The 19,047-nt window shown below is 64.9% G+C and carries 15 protein-coding genes; 4 read left to right on the top strand and 11 right to left on the bottom strand.

Translation table 11 applies throughout. The features are described from left to right. Window positions 1–45: 45 nt before the first annotated feature. On the top strand, window positions 46–1,584 hold the full coding sequence (arfA, locus tag ACIGJD_RS16845) for an arabinosylfuranosidase ArfA (RefSeq protein WP_483687164.1): 1,539 nt from the start codon (window positions 46–48) through the stop codon (window positions 1,582–1,584). 81 nt (window positions 1,585–1,665) lie between these two features. On the opposite strand, the gene ACIGJD_RS16840 is transcribed toward arfA, so the two are convergent. Further along, the gene (locus ACIGJD_RS16840; protein ID WP_013602309.1) at window positions 1,666–2,343 is read right to left on the bottom strand and encodes a Crp/Fnr family transcriptional regulator; all 678 of its coding nucleotides are present in this window, start codon (window positions 2,341–2,343) and stop codon (window positions 1,666–1,668) included. A 194-nt stretch (window positions 2,344–2,537) separates the two neighbouring features. On the opposite strand from ACIGJD_RS16840, the gene ACIGJD_RS16835 reads away from it, so the two are divergent. Next, window positions 2,538–3,722, top strand: a complete 1,185-nt coding sequence (locus ACIGJD_RS16835; protein WP_483687163.1) for a MarP family serine protease — start codon at window positions 2,538–2,540, stop codon at window positions 3,720–3,722. Window positions 3,723–3,732: 10 nt separating this feature from the next. Here ACIGJD_RS16835 and aroQ read toward each other — a convergent pair whose 3' ends face one another. The 5 genes from aroQ to ACIGJD_RS16810 all read right to left on the bottom strand — a co-directional run bounded on the left by aroQ (window position 3,733) and on the right by ACIGJD_RS16810 (window position 9,967). After that, a complete protein-coding gene (gene aroQ, locus ACIGJD_RS16830) occupies window positions 3,733–4,197 on the bottom strand; it encodes a type II 3-dehydroquinate dehydratase (RefSeq protein ID WP_483687162.1) in 465 nt (154 codons plus the stop codon). Window positions 4,198–4,320: 123 nt separating this feature from the next. Further along, entirely contained in the window at window positions 4,321–6,513 is a 2,193-nt protein-coding gene (locus ACIGJD_RS16825) for an alpha-galactosidase (protein WP_483687161.1), read from the bottom strand. A gap of 150 nt (window positions 6,514–6,663) precedes the next feature. Then, complete coding sequence (locus ACIGJD_RS16820; protein ID WP_483687160.1) at window positions 6,664–8,004, bottom strand: ABC transporter substrate-binding protein; 1,341 nt, start codon at window positions 8,002–8,004, stop codon at window positions 6,664–6,666. 96 nt (window positions 8,005–8,100) lie between these two features. Further along, a complete protein-coding gene (locus ACIGJD_RS16815) occupies window positions 8,101–9,024 on the bottom strand; it encodes a carbohydrate ABC transporter permease (RefSeq protein WP_483687159.1) in 924 nt (307 codons plus the stop codon). A 10-nt stretch (window positions 9,025–9,034) separates the two neighbouring features. Further along, the gene (locus ACIGJD_RS16810; RefSeq protein WP_483687158.1) at window positions 9,035–9,967 is read right to left on the bottom strand and encodes a carbohydrate ABC transporter permease; all 933 of its coding nucleotides are present in this window, start codon (window positions 9,965–9,967) and stop codon (window positions 9,035–9,037) included. 182 nt (window positions 9,968–10,149) lie between these two features. Between ACIGJD_RS16810 and ACIGJD_RS16805 the strand changes: the two genes are divergently transcribed. Further along, entirely contained in the window at window positions 10,150–11,352 is a 1,203-nt protein-coding gene (locus ACIGJD_RS16805; protein ID WP_483687157.1) for a Gfo/Idh/MocA family protein, read from the top strand. A gap of 5 nt (window positions 11,353–11,357) precedes the next feature. After that, entirely contained in the window at window positions 11,358–12,386 is a 1,029-nt protein-coding gene (locus tag ACIGJD_RS16800) for a LacI family DNA-binding transcriptional regulator (protein WP_442858275.1), read from the top strand. Between the two features lie 11 nt (window positions 12,387–12,397). Here the strand turns inward: ACIGJD_RS16800 and ACIGJD_RS16795 are convergent, their stop codons facing one another. The 5 genes from ACIGJD_RS16795 to acs all read right to left on the bottom strand — a co-directional run bounded on the left by ACIGJD_RS16795 (window position 12,398) and on the right by acs (window position 18,745). Further along, window positions 12,398–13,186, bottom strand: coding sequence for a DeoR/GlpR family DNA-binding transcription regulator (locus ACIGJD_RS16795; protein ID WP_483687156.1), 789 nt, complete (start codon window positions 13,184–13,186; stop codon window positions 12,398–12,400). Window positions 13,187–13,241: 55 nt separating this feature from the next. Then, window positions 13,242–14,156 (bottom strand): carbohydrate ABC transporter permease, encoded by a 915-nt coding sequence (locus tag ACIGJD_RS16790; protein WP_483687155.1) that lies wholly within the window; start codon window positions 14,154–14,156, stop codon window positions 13,242–13,244. Beyond that, entirely contained in the window at window positions 14,153–15,121 is a 969-nt protein-coding gene (locus tag ACIGJD_RS16785; RefSeq protein WP_483687154.1) for a carbohydrate ABC transporter permease, read from the bottom strand. Before ACIGJD_RS16785 ends, ACIGJD_RS16790 begins: the two co-directional genes overlap by 4 nt. 82 nt (window positions 15,122–15,203) lie before the next feature. Beyond that, on the bottom strand, window positions 15,204–16,514 hold the full coding sequence (locus tag ACIGJD_RS16780; RefSeq protein ID WP_483687153.1) for an ABC transporter substrate-binding protein: 1,311 nt from the start codon (window positions 16,512–16,514) through the stop codon (window positions 15,204–15,206). A 209-nt stretch (window positions 16,515–16,723) separates the two neighbouring features. Next, complete coding sequence (gene acs, locus ACIGJD_RS16775) at window positions 16,724–18,745, bottom strand: acetate--CoA ligase (protein ID WP_483689527.1); 2,022 nt, start codon at window positions 18,743–18,745, stop codon at window positions 16,724–16,726. Window positions 18,746–19,047 lie beyond the last annotated feature (302 nt).

Below are 19,047 nucleotides of genomic sequence, written 5' to 3'. Positions count from 1 at the left end.
CACCTACCACCCCGTACCTGCTGCACAACCAAGGAGATAGTTCTTATGTCCCGCGCCAGAATCACCCTCGACCGCGACTTCACCATCGGCGAAGTGCCCCGCCGGCTGTTTGGCTCCTTCGTGGAGCACATGGGCCGCTGCGTCTACACCGGCATCTTTGAACCGGGCCACCCGGAGGCCGACGAGAACGGCTTCCGGCAGGACGTCCTCAAGCTCGTCAAGGAGCTGGGCGCCACCGTGATCCGCTATCCGGGCGGCAACTTCGTGTCCGGCTATGACTGGGAAGACGGGATCGGCCCCCGCGAGGACCGTCCCCGCCGGCTTGATGGCGCGTGGCACACGGTGGAAACCAACGCGTTTGGCCTCCATGAGTTCGTGGACTGGTCCCGCCAGGCAGGAACCGAAATCATGGAAGCCATCAATCTCGGCACCAGGGGAGTGGACGCCGCCCGGGCGATCGTGGAATACGCCAACCACCCCGGCGGCACCCGCCTCTCGGACCTGCGGGCCAAGAACGGCCACAAGGACCCGTTCAACATCAAGCTCTGGTGCCTGGGCAACGAGATGGACGGGCCGTGGCAAATCGGCCACAAGACCGCAGAGGAATACGGCCGTTTGGCGCAGGAGGCGGCCAAGGCCATGCGTTACGTGGACCCTGACATCGAACTGGTGGCCTGCGGAAGTTCCAATTCACGGATGCCGACATTCGGCGACTGGGAGCAGACTGTCCTCACGCAGACCTACAACGAGGTGGACTACGTGTCACTGCACGCCTACTACCACGAGTATGAAGGCGACGCGGGCAGCTTCCTGGCAAGCGCAGTGGATACCGATTACTTCATCGAATCAGTCATCGCAACCGCAGACGCGGTCCGGGCGAAGGGAAAGCACAAGAAGCACATCAACCTGTCCTTCGACGAGTGGAACGTCTGGTACCAGCGCGGCCGGGACACCGAGGACCAGTTGCGAAACGTAGCCAAGGCGGGCTGGCGCGAGCACCCGCGACTCATCGAGGACAAATACAACGTGACGGACGCCGTGGTGGTGGGCACCCTGCTGAACTCGCTGCTCCGCCACGGCGACCGCGTCAAGATCGCCAACCAGGCGCAGCTGGTCAACGTCATCGGCCCCATCTTCAGCGAGGAGAACGGACCGGCCTGGCGCCAGACCATTTTCCACCCCTTCTCCCGGATGGCAGAACTCGCCAAGGGCCAGATCCTGCGGCTGTCCGTTGACTCGGACAAGTACGACAACGAGCGCTTCGGTGGCACCGACCTGGTGGATGTCAGTGCCACCTGGAACGAGGAGACGGGCCGCGTGGCGCTCTTCTTCGCCAACCGGGGCCTGGAGGAAGCTGCGGACGTGGAGGTCAACCTGCGCGGCTTCGACGCACGGCGGGTGCTCCGCGCCGAAGTCCTGGAAATCCCGGAGGGCGGCGACCGCTTCACCATCAACAGCCAGGAAAACCCCGACCGGGTGGGCCTCAAGCCGCTGGAGGGAGCTAAAGCAAACGGCTCCGAGCTGCGGCTGAGCCTGCCCGCCCTGTCGTGGGCCGTCGTCGAACTGGACGTGGCCAAGAGCTGATCCGCTCCGAAGCAACAAAACCCCAGGCAACAGGAAAGCCGCCCCTCGGGGCGGCTTTCTTGTTGGGTGGCGGCGTGGCGTTTAGCGGGACCGCTGGCGGAGGCGCTGCATGTCCAGGATGACCACGGCGCGGGCCTCGAGGCGAAGCCAGCCGCGCTGGACGAACTCCGCCAGGGCCTTGTTGACCGTCTCGCGGGAGGCGCCCACCAGCTGGGCCAGTTCCTCCTGGGTAAGCTCGTGCGCCACCAGGACACCGTCGGTTGCCGGCCGACCGAAGCGGTCTGCGAGATCCAGCAGTGCCTTGGCCACGCGGCCGGGAACGTCGGAGAAGACGAGGTCGGAAAGGGAATCGTTGGTGCGGCGCAGCCGGCGGGCCAGTGCCTGCAGCAACTGGGCCGAAACCTCGGGGCGCGTGCGCAGCAGGGTGTTGAGGCTTTCGTTCTTCAGCCCGGCCAGGCGGGTCTCGGAGACCGCGGTGGCGGTGGCGGTGCGCGGGCTGGGATCGAACAGGGCCATCTCGCCGAAGAGCTCGCCCGGGCCGAGGATGGCCAGGAGGGACTCGCGGCCGTCGGGGGAGGTCCGGCCCAGCTTCACCTTGCCGGACACGATGAAGTACAGCTGGTCACCCTGGTCGCCTTCGCGGAACACCGACGCGCCGCGGGAAAGGTCCACCTCGGTGAGCTCGTCCGTCAGCAGACGGAATGCGTCGTCGTCGAGCGTGGCGAAAAGGGGTGCTCGGCGCAGTACCTCGATGTCCATGAAATCTCCTACGTAAAAGTATCGGCTGTGGCGCTTTTGCCATTGTTTCAGAATTTTCAAGGTTCTGTGACGAACTTGGCAGCCGAAACACCTGCGGGCAGCGGACTGCCGGTCCGACGGAGGGGGCCGCGGGCCACAGAAGATTGTCAGCCGCCCCTCTAGAATGGAGGTTCAACTGTTAATAAGGAGCCTTTGTGGTCGGCCTGACTGTCCTGGACATTGTCCTGATCCTGGCGCTGCTGTCTTACCTGATCTACGGCCTCCGCAACGGGTTCCTAGTCACTGTCGGCGGCCTGGCCGGCTTCGCCGCCGGTGCCATCGCAGCCTTTTTTGCCGTCCCCCTCGTCAGCACGTTCGTTGAGGACTCAGGGTGGCGGCTCACCGCCATCATCGCCGCCGCCGTCGTACTTATGGCACTGGGGCACGGCCTGGGCACCATGGTGGGCCGGCAACTGCGCGGAGTGGTGCGGATCCGGCCACTGCGTGCCGTGGACCGGCTGGTGGGCGGGGCGCTGAACCTTGTGGTCGCCGCGCTGGTGATGTCCATGCTGGCGTTCAGCGTCAGCTCCCTCGGCGTGCCCGTTGTGTCCCAGCAGCTGGCCGAATCCAAGGTAATCCGCTTTATCGACGGGCTTACTCCCACGCCGGTCAAGGCCACCATGGCGCAGCTTCGTTCCACGGTGATCGGCAATGGCATTCCCACCTTGATTGAAGGGCTGGACCAGGGCCAGGCGGTCCAGGTGCCCAATACGAGCACCAATACGCCCGCGCTGAACAAGGCTGCCCAGTCCGTCCTGAGGATCGCGGGCACGGCCTACGAATGCGGCCAGAACCAGACCGGAAGCGGCTTCGTGGTCTCCGATGACCGGGTGGTAACCAACGCGCACGTGGTGGCCGGCGTCTCGCAGCCCGTGGTGGAAATGCCCGACGGCGGTGCCATGCCCGGGCGCGTGGTCTACTTCGACACCAAGCGAGACCTGGCAGTCCTGGCCGTGGACAACCTGCCCTCCCAGCCGCTGCCCCTAAGCCGCGACCTGCCCGGCGGCAGCCAGGCCGCCTTCGCGGGGTACCCGCACGGCGGTCCCTTCCAGTCCAAGCCTGCCACGGTCCAGGACATCGCCACGGTCCTGGTCCCGGACATCTACGGCAACAATCCCTCGCCGGAGGACATCTACCGCCTGGCCGGCGACGTGCAGCCCGGAAATTCCGGCGGCCCGCTGCTCACCACCGACGGCCAGGTGGCCGGGGTGGTCTTCGCCAAGGCAACCTCGGATGCTGAAGTAGGCTTCGCCATCACCATGAATGACCTGGAACCCGTCGCAGAGCAGGCCCCGGGACTGTCCGCGCCGGTTTCCTCCGGACAGTGCATCCAGAAGTAGAACCTGCCGGCTACAGGACCTCGGCCAGGTAGTCGATGGCCAGCTTGTAACCGAACACACCGGCGCCCACGATCACCGCTGCGCAGACCGGCGACAGGTAGGAGTGGTGCCGGAATTCCTCGCGCTGGTGCACGTTGGTGATGTGAACCTCGACGGCGGGAAGCTGGACCGCTGCCAGCGCGTCACGGAGTGCCACGGAGGTGTGCGTGAAGGCGCCGGCGTTCAGGACGATGCCCGCGGCGGTGCCCCTGGCTGCGTGGATGGCGTCCAGCAGGACGCCCTCGTGGTTGGACTGGAGGCATTCCACGGCAAAACCATGTTCCCTGGCAGCGGAGGCCGCCAGCTGTTCCACGTCGGCAAGGGTGGAGGTACCGTACTTTTCCGGCTCGCGGGTGCCGAGGAGGTTCAGGTTGGGGCCATTAATGACCAGGATGGTGCCGCGGCCGGCTTCGACAGTGGAGGAGGCTTCAGTCATGCCTGCAAATCTATCGGGTGGCTCCGCCCGCCGCGCATTCTTACGCCGGCCCACTTCGTCCATTGCTGAGTACTTGTCGTTCTCGAGCTCGAAAACGACAAGTACTCAGCAGTCGATGGTGGTTTAGAGGGCTGTCACCTTCAGCAGCAGGGCGTGCTCGGGGTTCAGGATTGGCATCGGCAGGCCCACTTCCGCAAGGAACCTGCCGGTGGCCACCGCCCCCTCAGCCAGCCACGCCGGCGGCTGGACCTGGGTGAACGTGTGGCGGTAGTCGGCGTCGTCCGCCGTGGGGAAGACCACCTCCACGCGGTAGCTGCGCCCATCCTCAAGCCCCGGGATGCCGATCCGTCCCGGCTGCTCGGCCGCTGAAGTGCGCGTGCTGACCAGGGCGAACAAGGCCGCCGTCGTGCTTGCCGCAGCGAGCCCGTCCGCCACGACGCCGTGCAGCAGGAAGGCGTCGTCCGCAACGTCCGCATGGACGGGGCGGCCGCTGTGGATCAGGTTCCGGTGCTCCTTGTACAGGCCCACGATGCGCCGCAGCTCCTCGCGCTCCCTGCCCTGCACGCTGCGTACGTCCCATTCCATCCCGAAGTGGCCAAACAGCGCGGTGATGCCACGGAAGGAAAGGTCGTGGGTGCGGGCGGTGGTATGCGAGGTGGTGGGGCCGATGTGGCTGCCCACGAGTTCCGGCGGAACCACGGCCTCCGTCCAGCGCTGGATGGTCTGCCGCTCCAGCGCGTCGTTGCAGTCGGACGCCCAGATCCGGTCCGTCCGTGCCAGGATGCCCAGGTCCACCCGGGCGCCGCCGGAGGAACAACTTTCAATTTCGACGCCGGGGTGCGCCTTGCGGAGCTCGTCGAACAGCCGGTAGGCGGCGAGGGTTTGTTCGTGGACCGAAGGGCGGCCGGCGTGGCCCTGTTCAACGAGGTCCCGGTTCTGGTCCCACTTCAGGTAGCTGATGTTGTTGCCGGCAAGGAGTGCTGAGATCCGGTCGAAGACGTACTGCCACGCCTCCGGGTTCACGAGGTCGATGACGTGCTGGTTGCGCCACTCGAGGGGCAGCCGGCCCCCGTCCTTGTGCGCCACGGCGGAGGGGCCCGAAATCCAGTCCGGATGTGCCCGTGCAATGTCGGAGTCCAGGTTGACCATCTCCGGTTCCACCCACAGGCCGAATTCCATCCCGCGGGAGGTGACGGCGTCGATCAGTGGGGTAAGGCCTTCCGGCCAGACGGTCTCATCCACATACCAGTCGCCCAGCCCGGCATGGTCGTCGCGGCGGCCGCGGAACCAGCCGTCGTCGAGCACGAAGCGCTCCACGCCAAGGTCCGCAGCGGAGTCAGCCAGCTCGATCAGGGTGTCCAGGTTGTGGTCGAAGTAGACCGCTTCCCAGGTGTTGAGCACCACCGGGCGGGGTTTTCCGACCGGCAGGCCGGTGGCGGCGGCGGGCAGCACATGGTGTGGCCGGGACCGGAACCAGCTGTAGAAGGCTTCCGTGATGCCGTCCAGGCCCCGGTCCGAGTAGGCGGCGAACAGGGCGGGCGTGGTGTAGCTGCCGCCCGGTTCCAGGATGACCTCGGCAGGACCCAGGAGTTCCGATCCGCCGATCATGGTCCTGCCGTCGCCGATGGTGTCCGCAAACTGTTCGTGGTTGCCGCTCCAGGCAAGGTGCGTCGCCCAAACCTTGCCGTGCCGGTTTCCGAAGCTTCGGGTGCCGGCAGTGAACAACAGGGAGGAATCGTGCCCGGTGCGGCCATGGCGGCCGGTCCGGACCCAGGTGCCCTGCTGGATGGGCCGCCGCTGCGGGTGGCGTTCCCGGCACCAGCGTCCCGTCAGGTCCAGGAGTTCGACGGCGTCAGGCGCCACGGGCAGGACGGTTGCCAGTTCGTCCACCTGGAAGGGGGTGGTGCCGTTGTTGGTGAGGGTGTGCCTCAGTTCCAGCAGGCCGCCGGGGTGCAGCGTGAGGAACGTCGAAACGCTGATGCCGGTCTCGTCATCGGCCTGCTCGATGGTGGCCGAGGTCCCTTCATGACTGACCGATGTGACGCGGAGGCGGGAGGAGAAGTCAAGGCCAGCGGCGCCGTCACTGATCCGGTGGCCACGCAGGGCCGGCCGGCCCCGCCAGGACGACGAAGCCTGGGGGAGCAGGCTTGCGGGGACCCGCGCATCGATGGAGGAATGCCCCACCGGTCCTGCCAGGACCGCCAGGTCCGGCAGTTCCGTGCCAAGGTCGGCGCCCCAATGGATCACCTCGGCCTCTCCGCTGTCGAAGCTGATCAGCAGGCTGGTGCCGGCGGAACGGAGATGCAGGGGGTCCATGGCGGTCTCTTTCAGAGTTCAGGGCGTGCGCCTTAAGTTACGCACAAGACGAAATTGAGGGGAAGGGGTGGCCGGGTGCCGCCGTCGCGAGGAGGGGACGGCGGCACCGGCCGGGTGGCTGCGACCACATACGCAGCCACGAGGGAGGGGTTACTTGAACAAGGCGTTGACCTGGTCGTTGGCCTGGGTCAGCGAGCTGGCCTTGGCCTTGCCTGACACAACCGCGTCCATGGCGGGCTTCATGATGCCGTCAACCTTGGCTGCATTGTCAGCAATCGGGTAGAGGAAGGTGGTGCCGTCCTTGACCTGCTGGCTGAACGGGGTCACGTCCACGCCCTTGGCCTTGAAGGCCTCCACGGCTTTGTCGGCGGAGGTCTTGATGGCCGGGAACACCACGGCCTTGGCTGCCACCACGTCCTGGCAGGCGGCAGAGCCCAGGTACTCGACCCACTTGATGGCGGCGTCCTTCTTCTTGGTGCCGGCGTAGATGGAGTCCGCCAGGCCGTTGTACATGCTGGCGCGCTTGCCGTTAGCACCGGTGGGGGTGGGGGCGATGCCCACCTTGACGTCCTTGTAGCCGGTGTACTGGCCGATCATCCACGAACCGTTGGCGTTGATGACGGACTTGCCGGCGGCAAAGGTGTCCGCCATGCTGGCGCCCACCGTGGTTTCGAGTTTGGGCATGTACCCCTTGTCCACCAGGCCAGCGAACCAGTCGATGCTTTCCTGGAACTTGGGGTCGTCATAGTTGTAGTGCTTGCCCCACGGATTCTTGTCGGTGTGCGTCCAGCCGGTGGTACCGGTGAGGTAGCTCCATTCGGTCTGGCCCTGCCCGGAGCCGGACCCGTTGAGGCCCAGCCCGTAGACGGCCACGTTGTTCTTGTCGAAGCCCGGCTCGTCGCCGCGCTTGCCGTTCTTGTCCACGGTCAGGTGGGCAATGGTCTTTTCGTACGTGCCGCCGTCCTGGGGGTTCCAGGTGAGGTTTGCCATCTGTTCGGGAGTCACGCCTGCGTCTGCTGCGAGCTTGGTGTTGTAGAACAGGGCGATGGTGTCCCAGTCCTTCGGCAACCCGTAGCGTTTGCCGTCCTGTCCCACCCAAAGGTCGGCGAGCCCGGAGTTGTAGACGCTGGTGTCGATGTTGTCCTTCTTGACGGCATCGTCCAGCGGGAGCAGCTGCTTGTTCTTGATGAATTCCGGGTACTTGCCCAGGTGGTCGGTGAACACGTCCGGCGCGGTGCCGGCCACGAAGCCGTTGGTGAGGGTGCCCCAGTAGTCGTCCCATCCGCGCTGGGTGACCTTGACGGTGATGTCCGGGTTGGCCTTGTGGAAGTCGTCCGCGCACTGCTTGTACGCGGGGAGCTGGTTGGCGTCCCAGAGCCAGTAGTTGATTTCACCCTTGCCGGCGTCGGCGGAGCTGCCGCCACCGCAGGCGGACAGGGCCAGGACTGCGGCAGCCGCTGCAGCCAGGGAGGTGAGTGCTTTCTTTTTCATGGGAGGGTCCTTTCAAGGTGCTTCCGGGCAGGCCGCCATGGCCGGGCGCCGCGGGAGCGGCCGGGGGAATTGTGGAGGGGGTGGTTGGAGTGAGGGTTATTTGATGCCGGAGAAACCGATGGAGTTGACGATTTTCTTGCCGAAGGCCGCGAACAGGATCAGGACGGGCAGGGCCGAAACCAGGGTGGCTGCCATCAGCCCGGACCAGTCGGGAGCGCCCTGCGGGGATTGGGACTTGAAGACGCCCAGGCCCACGGTGAGGACGCGGACGGATTCGTCCTGGCCCACCAGCAGCGGCCAGAAGTACTCGTTCCACTGGCCGATGAAGGTGAGCAGGGCCAGCGTGGCGATGGGGGCGGCGGCGTTGGGGAGGATGATCTGGAAGAAAATCCGGAGGTGCTTGGCGCCGTCGAGCATTGCCGCCTCCTCCACCTCACGGGACATGTTGAGGAAGAACTGCCGGAGGAAGAAGATGGCGAACGGGGTCATGAAGATGTAGGGGAGGACCAGGCCCACCATGGTGTTGAGCAGGCCCAGGTTCTTGATGAGGAGGAAGTTGGGCAGCGCGGTGAAGATCGGCGGCACCATCATGGTGGCCAGGAACAGGCTGAACACCACGTTCCGACCCCGCCAGCGCAGCCGGGCAAAGGCGTAGGCCGCCATGGCGCTGAAGAACACGGCCCCGATGGTGGTGATGGAGGCAAAGAGCACGGAGTTGCGCAGGTAGCTCCAGAAATCGATTTGCGCTCCGGAGCCGCCCTGGGCCACGGCATCTTCGGGGGACTGCAGGCCAAACACGCGCTGGAAGGCGCCCAGGTTGAAGTCCGCGGGAAGCAGGTTGGTGGCGTTGCCGGCCAGCGACCCGTTGGTGGACAGTGCCGTCCGGAGAATCCAGTAGAACGGGAGCACTGAGACGGCGACTGCGAGGGCGACGAGGATCCAGGCGGCCGTGCGGCGCCAGCTGAACGGACGACGGCGGGTGGCGGGCCGGGCAGGGGCGGAAACTTTTGCGGTGGTCATGGGGGCGTCCTTAGTCCAGGTCCGATTCGTTGCCCTTGAGGAACTTCATCTGGATGAAGGCCACCAGGGCGAGGATGACGAAGAGGATGACGGCCAGGGCGGAGCCATAACCGAAGTCCGATTCCGTGAAGGCCTTTTGGTAGATGTAGAACTGCAGCACCCGGCTGGCATTGACCGGCCCGCCCTGGGTGGTGACGGCCACGGTGTCGAACACCTGGAAGGAACCGATGACGGTGACGATCAGGACCAGGGCCAGTACCGGGCGCAGCAGCGGCATGGTGATCTTCCGGAAGGTCTGCCAGGGGGAGGCGCCGTCCAGGTTGGCAACCTCGTAGACATGGCTGGGGATCGCCTGCAGGCCCGCAAAGATCAGGAGCGCGGTGTAGCCCATGTGCCGCCAGGTGTTGATCAGGGCCTGGGTGGGAATGGCCCATTCCTCGCTGCCGAAGAATGCCACCTTGGGCAGGCCAATAGCGTCGATGAAGTAGTTGACGATGCCGATCTGGTAGTCCAGGAGCCAGAACCACAGGAGCGCAGCGATCACGTTGGCCATCAGGTACGGCAGGAGGAGGGCGCCGCGGATGAGGGTTGACTTGGCCACCCGATGCATCAGGAGAGCCAGGCCCAGGGCCAACGCGGTCTGCAGGACAATGTTGATCACCACGTACTGCGTGGTAACGGCCAGGGCGTTCCAGAACAGGGGGTCCTTGCCGATGGCCTCGTAGTTGGCCGTTCCGATCCACGTTGGATCCCCGAGGATGCTGTACTCGGTGAAGCTGAGGTAGATGCCCCGGAGCGTGGGCACCAGGTAGAAAACGATAAATCCGATCATGGCCGGTGCGATGAAGAACAGTGCGGTCTTCAGGTCGCTGCGTCCCCGGCGCTTCACCGCCCGGGGCACGGAGTGCCGAACCGGACTGGCGTTCCTGGTAAGGGTGGTCATCGTCGACCCTTTCCTGAGTGTGATGGAGGTAACAGGCTGGAAAGGAATCTACACGAGTAGATGGGAGGGTGGCAAGAGCTTATTTTTTGTTTCACGTGCAAGATTTATTTCCATTTATTGGATGTTGACTCGAGTAGATACGAATGCAAAACTCAGGTATCCCCTCACGGAAGGCACAAACAATGACGTTCTCCATCGGTATCGTGGGCGCAGGCCAGTTCGGCTCCCAGTTCGCACACCTTTTTAATCTGCACCCGGGCGTGAAGGCCGTCTACGTGGTGGACGAGCGCGCCGAACGGGCGGCCGAGGCCGTAGACCGGTACCACCTGGCGGGGCAGGAAGCGGACTTCGACGCCCTGCTCGCCTCCGACGTCGACGCCGTGGCGATCTTTACCCAGCGCTGGACCCACGGCCCGTTGGTGGAAAGGGCCCTCCGCGCCGGCAAGCACGTCTACTCGGCCGTTCCCATGGCGGTGTCCGAGGAGGAAATCGCCCGCATCATTGACGCCGTCCGGGACACCGGCCTGGTCTACATGATGGGGGAGACCAGCTACTACAACCCGGCCACGGTCTACGCCCGGGAACAGCACGCTGCCGGCAAGTTCGGGCGCATTTTCTACTCCGAAGGCGACTACGTCCATGACATGGACCTGGGTTTCTACGACGCATACCAGTACAGCGGCGGCGAGCGCTGGAAGGAGACTGCCAGCTACCCGCCCATGCTCTACCCCACGCATGCGATCGGGGGAGTGCTCGGCGCCATCCCGTCGCATGCCGTCAGCGTGAGCTGTATCGGAGTCAGGGACCAGCGGAACGACGGAGTGTTCGACAAGGACATCAGTATGTTCGGCAACGACTTTTCAAATGCCACGGCGCTTTTCGAGCTGAACGACGGCGGCGCCATGCGCACCAACGAAATGCGCCGCGTGGGCTACCCCTCGCACATCCGTGAATCCCGGTTCCGCTTCTTTGGCACCGAGGCAAGCTTCGAGCAGCTCGCCAGGGTCACAGTCTGGCAGGACAAGCAGAACGTCCATGACATCTCGGAGCAGATGGAGACCCGCCCCAGCATTCCCCTGGACGACCCGTCGCTGGCCAACGTCGCCCCGGAGCTCCGCGACGCCTTTGTCTCGGGCCTCTCCCCGGTCCATGACGCCGAACGGCTGCCCGCGGAGTTCCTCGGTGCCCCCAACGGACACGAAGGCAGCCACCACTTCCTGGTGGACGACTTCGTCACAGCCGTGAACAACCGCACGCTGCCGCCGGTCAATGCCTGGGTTGCTGCCCGCTTCACCCTCCCCGGGATCGTGGCCCACGAATCGGCCCGGCAGAACGGCGCGCGGCTGCCCATCCGTGACTTCGGCGACGCCCCGGCCAACTGGTAGCTAGCATGTACTCCATGACCACTTCGGCTGTGCCGGCCCCGCGCGGGCCGGTGACGCGCAAGGATGTTGCCCGCTTTGCGGGCGTCAGCACCGCCGTCGTGAGCTACGTGGTCAACGGCGGTCCCAAGAAGGTGGCCCCGGCCACCGAAGCCAAAGTCCAGGACGCCATCCGCGTCCTGGGCTACCGGCCCAACGCAGCCGCCCGGGCGCTCAAGCTGGGTTCAAGCGAGACGCTGGGCCTGATCGTCCCGGACATTTCCAATCCGTTTTTCTCGCTGTTCTCCCATGCCGTGGAGGATGCAGCCGCTGCCCTTGGCTACGCCCTGGTGCTGAGCAACTCGGACGGGAACCTTGCCAAGGAACGGCGGAACGTCCGTAACCTCGCTGCGCGGCAGGTAGACGGGGTGCTGCTGGCCAGCGTCCTGTTCGAACCGGACCTGGAAGCCCTGGAAACGGCAGATATTCCGTCGGTGCTGCTGAACCAGGAACGCGATGCGCCGGGCTTCAACAGCATCGGTGTGGACCTGGCGGCCGGTGCCCGGATTGCGGTGGAACACCTCATTGGCCATGGCCACACCAATATCGGCCTGGCGATGGGTACCAACGTCTCCGGCTCCACTGACGGCCGCGAAGTGGGCTGGCGCGAGGCCCTGCAGGAGGCGGGCCTGCCTGAGGGACCCATCTCCTACAGCGCCTTTACCCGGCCCGGAGGCTACGTCGCCGGACAGCGGCTGCTGGCGTCGGTGAACCGGCCAACGGCGATCTTTGCGACGTCGGACATGCAGGGCATTGGGCTCCTGCGCGCCATCCACGAAGCGGGGCTGTCAGTTCCCGGCGACATCGCGGTGGCGTCCTTTGACGGCTCCGCGGACTCCGAATACTCGTGGCCGCCGCTGACAACCGTCGAACAGCCCGTGGCCGCCATGGCGGAAGCCGCGGTAGCCGCGCTGGTGGGAGCCAGCCGCGGCGAAAAACCGCGGCACCGCATCTTCCCCACAAAGCTGCACATCAGGCAGTCCTGCGGCTGTCCCTAGGCTGGCTGTCCCTAGGCTGCGGCGAGCCGAAGCCGGCCCACCCGGTCCTGCAGGACCCGCTGGGCTTCCGAACCCAGGCCGGGATCGCTGATGACCTCGTCCACATCGTCCAGTGAGGCAATCGAGCTGATGCCCAGTACACCCCACTTGGTGTGGTCAGCCAGCACTACGGTCTTCCGGGCTGCGGCCACAAAGGCCCGGTCCGTTTCGGCCTCCAGGAGGTTGGGTGTGGTGAAGCCGGCCACCGAGTCCATGCCGTGGACGCCGAGGAACAGCAGGTCCAGGTGAAGCTGCTTCAGCGCGCTGGTGGCGATGGGTCCCACCAGGGCGTCCGAGGGCGTGCGCTGCCCTCCGATCAGGATCACCGTGGGGCTGTAGCGGGCCGGCCCTGTGGTGGCGGCGTGGTGGAACAGATCGGCGATGCGCACGGAGTTGGTCACCACGGTGATGGGCGGCCCGTCCACCAGTTCCTTGGCGAGTGCCCACGTGGTGGTCCCTGCGCTGAGCCCGACAGCCATGCCTTCGTGGACAAGCGCCGCAGCTTCAACCGCAATGGCACGCTTCTCCGCCGTCAACTGGGTGGACTTCTGTTCGAAGCCGGGCTCGTGGGTGCTGGCGTCGCCCGGAAGCTTGGCTCCGCCGTGGATCCGCTCCAGCTTGCCGCTTTCCTCCAGCAGTTCGATGTCCCGCCGGACGGTCATGAGCGAGACGCCCAGTTGCTGGGCGAGGTCAGATACGCGGACAACCCTTTCCCGCTGGACGGCGTCCACGATGGCCTGGTGGCGTGCTGCGGGGAGCATGGAGTTCCTTTCGGGCGGCTAAGGGAGCGGTTTCCGCTTCATGTTCCATCTTTGCCTACCCCTTACTGGAACCGAGAGTCAGCCCCGCAACAAATTGCCGCTGGAGGAGCAGGTAGATGACCAGCGTGGGAATCACGGTGATCACCGCGCCCGCCGCCAGGAGGTTGTAGTTGTTCAGGAACTGCCCCTGCAGGTTGTTGATGGCAGTGGTGATGGGGAGCCGGTTGCCGCTCTGGATGAACAGGAGGGGCCAGAAGTAGTCGTTGTAGATGAAGATGACTTCCAGGGTGCCCAGGGCGGCGAACGCCGGGCGGCACAGCGGCAGGATGATCTCCCGGTACTGCCGCCAGATGCCCGCGCCGTCCACCAGGGCGGCCTCGGTCAGGTCGGCGGAGAGGGCCTTCATGTAATTCGAGAGTACGAAGGTGCAGAACCCCATCTGGAACGCCGTGTCCACCGCGATGACGATGATGTAGGTGTTGAGCATGTTGCCTGAATCGCTGAAGGAGTAGGGCACCTGGAAGTGCTTGGCCATCTCGAAGAGGGGCGCCGCGAGGACCTGCGGGGGCAGCAGGTTTCCCGCGGTGAACATGATGAGCAGGGTGATGTTGAACTTCCAGTTGACCCGGCTCACGGCGAAGGCCATGAGGGAGGCGAGGAACAGGGTCAGCAGGACCGCAGGCACCGTGATGAGGACTGAATTCCAGAAGTAGGTGGCAAAACCTCCCTGGGTCCAGGCCTGGACGAAGTTGTCGAAGTTGAAGTCCCCGGCAACGCTGAAGTAGCCGTGCTCGTTGGTGGACGCCACCGGGCGGAGCGCGGTGAAGACCGACCAGCCCAAGGGAACCAGCCACACGGCGGCCATCACCAGCAGGAAGATATGGGTCCCGTAATGCCGCTTGGGGCGGCTTCCGGACCGGTCGGTGGTTCCTGGGGAGGCCCTGTGTTCGCGGGCTTCGGCGATGCTCATGCTTGGTTCTCCTTGCCAAACGTGCGGCTGAGGTAGAAGACAATGGGGACGAGCGAAATGACCAGCAGCACCACAGCGAGGGCGGAGCCAACGCCGATCACCTGGCCTTCACCCACGAGGTTCTGGATCACCAGGGCGCTGAGCATTTCCAGGCCGTTGGTGCCGCGGTTGATCACGTAGACAACGTCGAAGGCGCGGAGGGACTCAATGATGGTGATGACCACGATCACGATGTTGATGGGCCGCATGGCCGGGAATACCACCCGGAAAAAGGTCTGCACGGCGGAGGCGCCGTCGATGGCCGCGGCCTCCTTCAAGCTGGGGTCCACGCCCTTCAAGCCTGCCAAATAGAGCAGCATGACGTACCCGGCATGGCGCCAGGTGGCCGCAATCATGGCCGCCCAGATATTGACCGACGAGTCGCCGAACCAGTCAACAGCCTGCGGCGTGCCCGCCGTCCCCAGGAGGAAGTTGAGGAGGCCGTTGTCCCGCTGGTAGAAGAGCTGCCAGATAATGCCGATCAGGGCGAGCGACAGCATGACGGGTGCGAAGAAGATGCTCTGGTAGATCCTGCTTCCGCGGATGTTCTGGTCCAGCAGCACCGCCAGCAGCAATCCCAGCGGGGTGGCGATGAGGGCCAGGAACAGCAGCCAGAGCATGTTGTGCTGGACCGCCGGCCAGAACGGCGGGTAGTCCTGGGCGATGAACTGGTAGTTTGCCGTGCCCGCCGGGCGGATATCCGCCAGGTCCAGGCCGTTCCACCGGGTGAAGCTCAGCCCTACCGACATCAGCATGGGCAGCCAGACCATCGCCAGTTCAATCAGCGTGGGGATGCCCACCATCAGGGACAGGACCACTTTGTCCCGCCTGGACAGGCGTCGGACACGCCCGCCTTTGGCCCGGCGCACAGGTGCGGCCGGCTCCCGCGCCTCCGGCGGAATCAGTTCTCGTGCGGTGCTGCTCATGGCTGTCTTTCCTTGCTGTTGAATGCAGGAGGATGGACGACGGCGGGAGCCCCGTGCCGCCGTCGTCCGTCCATTTGTGGGGCTACTGCGCTGCGTAGAGGTTCTTGGCCTGGGCCTCAAGGTTCTTGACGTCCACGCTGCCGTCCTTGATGAAGCTCTGCAGCGCCGGGATCATCACGTTGTTGGCCATGGCCGGCAACGCATCCCGGTCGAAGAACTGGCTGATGTGTTTCGCATTGGCGATGGTGTCCGCACAGGTCTTGTTCAGCGGCGTGAACTTCGAGGTGTCCGTACCCTTGGCGGTGGCGATGTTCGAGTTATCAACCTTGGCGTAGGCGTCCTGGGCCTCCGGCGTGCCCATGAACGACATGAAGTCGCGGGCTGCCTTGTTGTCCCCGCCTTTTTTGGACAGCAGCAGGCCGTCGATGGGGGCTTCGACGGCGTCCCTGCCTTCCATGGCGATCTCCGGGAAGGGGAAGAATTCGATGTCTGCCAGCACCGCCGGGTCCGTGAACTGCTGCGTGACGAAGGAGCCCAGCAGGTACATGCCCGTTTTCTTGGCTTCCAGGGCCTTTGCCGCGTCCTGCCAGGTTTGGCCCAGGGCGGCGGGATCCTGGAAGGGCAGGAGTGCCTTCCAGGTGTCGAAGACGGAAGTGACCTTCTGCTGGTCCCAGGATTCCTTGTGGGCGCAAAGGTCCACGTGGAACTGGTAGCCGTTGAGCCGCATGTTGATGTAGTCGAAGGTGCCCATGGCGGGCCAGCCGTCCTTGTCGGCAAAGCCGATGGGAATGATGCCGTCTGCCTGCATCTTGGTTGCCAGGGCCTTGAGGGCATCAAAGGTTGCCGGCACCTGGTACCCCTTCTCCGCCCACAGGCTCTTCCGGTAGAAGAAGCCCCATGGGTAGTTGTAGTTGGGTACGAAGTACATCTTGCCGTCCGGCCCCGTGGATGCCTTCTTCAGCGCATCGGAGTAGTTGCCGCCAATGGTCTGCCAGACATCGTCAATGGGAGCCAGGAGGCCCTTGCCCGCGTAGTACTGCATCCGGTAGCCGGCGAACCAGGTAAACGCATCGTCGGGAGAGCCCTGCAGGTAGGAATTGATCCTGTTCTGGAAGTCATTGTGGGGCACCACGTTGGTGGTGACCTTTTTGCCGGTCTTGGCCGTGAAGGCATCGGTGACCGCCTGGTACGCCCGCTTGGGGACGTCGTCGGAGGAACCTGAACCGAAGGTGAGGCCGGAAGAGTCGGAACCTGTGCCGGACGGCGCGCTTCCGCCGGTGCAGGCTGCGAGGAACGGGATGCCGGCCAGGCCCACTGCGCCAACGCCGACGGTCTTGAGGATGGTCCGCCTGCTGGGGAAGGCAGTTGCCGACGCATCAAACTGTGAAGCCATGGTCTCTCCCTTGAGTACTAGCCGCATGTGAGGCACCTCACATTAGGTCTGACTATAACCTCGCAAAACAGAACATGGAAGAACGGTAAATAACATTTTGGGTGTCGGTGCCGATTGAATCGTCACAACAGGGGAATGGCCCCGTTTTCCCTGTAATGACAGGGAAAACGGGGCCATTCCGGGGCGCCGTAACAGGTGCTAAGCCTGTGTTACTTTCTGAGCGACTGGGCGATCTCCTGCATGATGGACGGGTCGGAGAGGGTGGTGGCATCCCCCGGGTCACGGCCTTCGGCGACGTCCTTGAGGAGGCGGCGCATGATCTTGCCGGACCGCGTCTTGGGCAATTCGGGCACCACCAGGATGTTCTTTGGCTTGGCGATGGGTCCGATTTCCTTGCCCACATGGTTGCGCAGTTCCTGGACGGTGGCGTCGCCGTTGTTCGCGGCATCGGCGCGGAGGATGACGAACGCGACGACGGCCTGGCCGGTGGTTTCGTCCGTGGCGCCCACGACGGCGGCCTCCGCCACGGCGGGGTGGCTTACCAGGGCTGATTCGATCTCCGTGGTGGAGAGCCGGTGCCCGGAGACGTTCATGACGTCATCGACGCGCCCGAGCAGCCAGATGTCGCCGTCCTCGTCCTTTTTGGCGCCGTCCCCGGCGAAGTACATGTTCTCGAAGCGGGACCAGTAGGTGTCCTTGAACCGCTCCGGGTCACCCCAGATGCCGCGGAGCATGGAGGGCCACGGTTCGCGGATCACCAGGAAGCCGCCGTGCCCGTTGGGGACCGACTCGCCCATTTCGTCCACGACGTCCACAGCGATGCCGGGCAGCGGCACCTGCGCCGAGCCGGGCTTGGTGGCCGTGACGCCGGGCAGCGGGGCGATCATCTGGGCGCCCGTTTCGGTCTGCCACCAGGTGTCCACGATGGGGGCCTTGTCGCCGCCGATGACCTTGCGGTACCACATCCACGCTTCGGGGTTGATGGGTTCACCCACCGAACCCAGCACGCGGAGGGAGGAGAGATCGTACTTGGCCGGGATCTCCGAGCCCCACTTCATGAAGGTTCGGATGGCGGTAGGTGCGGTGTAGAGGATGGAGACCTTGTACTTTTCCACGATTTCCCACCAGCGGCCCTGGTGCGGGGAGTCCGGGGTGCCTTCGTACATCACCTGGGTGGCGCCGTTGATGAGCGGCGCGTAGGCGACGTAGGAGTGGCCGGTGACCCAGCCGACGTCGGCCGTGCACCAGTACACGTCCGTCTCGGGGTGCAGGTCGAAGACCGCCTTGTGGGTGTAGGCGGTTTGGGTGAGGTAGCCGCCGGTGGTGTGCAGGATGCCCTTGGGCTTTCCGGTGGTGCCGGAGGTGTAAAGGATGTACAGCGGGTGCTCGGAGTCATGGCCCACGGCGGTGTGCTCGGTGGATGCCGTCTCCACGGTGTCGGCCCACCAGTGGTCCCGGCCTTCCTTCCAGTCAACGTCCTGGCCGTTGCGCTTGACCACCACCACGTTCTGCACTGTGTGGCCGTCGTGGGACAGGGCGTCGTCGACGGCGGCCTTGAGGGGGCTCGGCTTCCCGCGGCGGTAGGTGCCGTCCGCGGTGACCACGAGCTTGGCCTCCGCGTCGTCGATGCGGGAGCGCAGGGCTTCGGCGGAGAAGCCGCCGAACACCACCGAGTGCACGGCGCCGATACGGGCGCAGGCCAACAGCGTAATGACGGCCTCCGGGATCATGGGCAGGTACACTGCCACCCGGTCGCCCTTGGCCACGCCCAGGGATTCGAAGGCGTTGGCTGCCTTTTTCACTTCCTCGGTCAGCTGTGCGTACGTGTAGGTCCGGGTGTCACCGGGTTCGCCCTCGAAGTAGATGGCAACCCGGTCCCCGTTGCCGGCCTCAACATGCCGGTCCAGGGCGTTGTAGGCGGCGTTGAGCTCACCGCCAACGAACCACTTGGCGAACGGCGGATCGGACCAGTCCAGGGCCTGGGTGAAGTCCTTGCTCCAGCTCAGCAGCTCCCGTGCCTTCTTGGCCCAGAAGGCAGGCCGGTCGGCATTGGCGTCGTCGTACTCTGCTGCGGAGACCACGGCGTTGGCCGCGAACTCCGGGCTGGGCGGGAAGGCGCGTGTTTCATGCAGCAGGTTCGCGAAGGCATCGCCCTGGTGGCCCTGCTGGCCTGCCGGCTGGGCGGAAGCGGACGGAACGGTGGCCGTGGAGCTGGGAGTGTCCTGGGACATGTGAACCTCATCATTCATCGATCTTTGCCGCGCGGGATGCCGTCACCGAAGAGCCCGCCGCCTGCACGGCGCTGGGCTCCAGCCGGGACGGGCATACCGCAAAGAGCTGTTCCGAAACCAAGCCTAATGCTTGCCGCGCATCCCCTGTGCGCCGCGTCACAGATGCCACCATGAGCGGCATTTTTTAAGCGGTGAGTGGTGCCTGCGTTATCTGGAAGGCAGCGCCAAAGGCCTGGGTCAGCTAGTGATCAGCTTGGCTGTTGACTAGGCTGAGATGGAATTGTGACTTCACTTCGGACCAC

It is taken from the genome of Arthrobacter sp. E1SS-5 (assembly GCF_057073715.1).
This window is presented reverse-complemented; position numbering and strand designations above follow the sequence as displayed.

Coding starts and splice junctions, on each gene's coding strand:
- ACIGJD_RS16785 (WP_483687154.1), bottom strand. CDS start 15,121: ATGAGCAGCACCGCACGAGAACTGATTCCGCCGGAGGCGCGGGAGCCG.
- acs (WP_483689527.1), bottom strand. CDS start 18,745: ATGTCCCAGGACACTCCCAGCTCCACGGCCACCGTTCCGTCCGCTTCC.
- ACIGJD_RS16780 (WP_483687153.1), bottom strand. CDS start 16,514: ATGGCTTCACAGTTTGATGCGTCGGCAACTGCCTTCCCCAGCAGGCGG.
- ACIGJD_RS16825 (WP_483687161.1), bottom strand. CDS start 6,513: ATGGACCCCCTGCATCTCCGTTCCGCCGGCACCAGCCTGCTGATCAGC.
- ACIGJD_RS16790 (WP_483687155.1), bottom strand. CDS start 14,156: ATGAGCATCGCCGAAGCCCGCGAACACAGGGCCTCCCCAGGAACCACC.
- ACIGJD_RS16820 (WP_483687160.1), bottom strand. CDS start 8,004: ATGAAAAAGAAAGCACTCACCTCCCTGGCTGCAGCGGCTGCCGCAGTC.
- ACIGJD_RS16805 (WP_483687157.1), top strand. CDS start 10,150: ATGACGTTCTCCATCGGTATCGTGGGCGCAGGCCAGTTCGGCTCCCAG.
- ACIGJD_RS16810 (WP_483687158.1), bottom strand. CDS start 9,967: ATGACCACCCTTACCAGGAACGCCAGTCCGGTTCGGCACTCCGTGCCC.
- aroQ (WP_483687162.1), bottom strand. CDS start 4,197: ATGACTGAAGCCTCCTCCACTGTCGAAGCCGGCCGCGGCACCATCCTG.
- ACIGJD_RS16815 (WP_483687159.1), bottom strand. CDS start 9,024: ATGACCACCGCAAAAGTTTCCGCCCCTGCCCGGCCCGCCACCCGCCGT.
- ACIGJD_RS16795 (WP_483687156.1), bottom strand. CDS start 13,186: ATGCTCCCCGCAGCACGCCACCAGGCCATCGTGGACGCCGTCCAGCGG.
- ACIGJD_RS16840 (WP_013602309.1), bottom strand. CDS start 2,343: ATGGACATCGAGGTACTGCGCCGAGCACCCCTTTTCGCCACGCTCGAC.
- ACIGJD_RS16800 (WP_442858275.1), top strand. CDS start 11,358: ATGTACTCCATGACCACTTCGGCTGTGCCGGCCCCGCGCGGGCCGGTG.
- arfA (WP_483687164.1), top strand. CDS start 46: ATGTCCCGCGCCAGAATCACCCTCGACCGCGACTTCACCATCGGCGAA.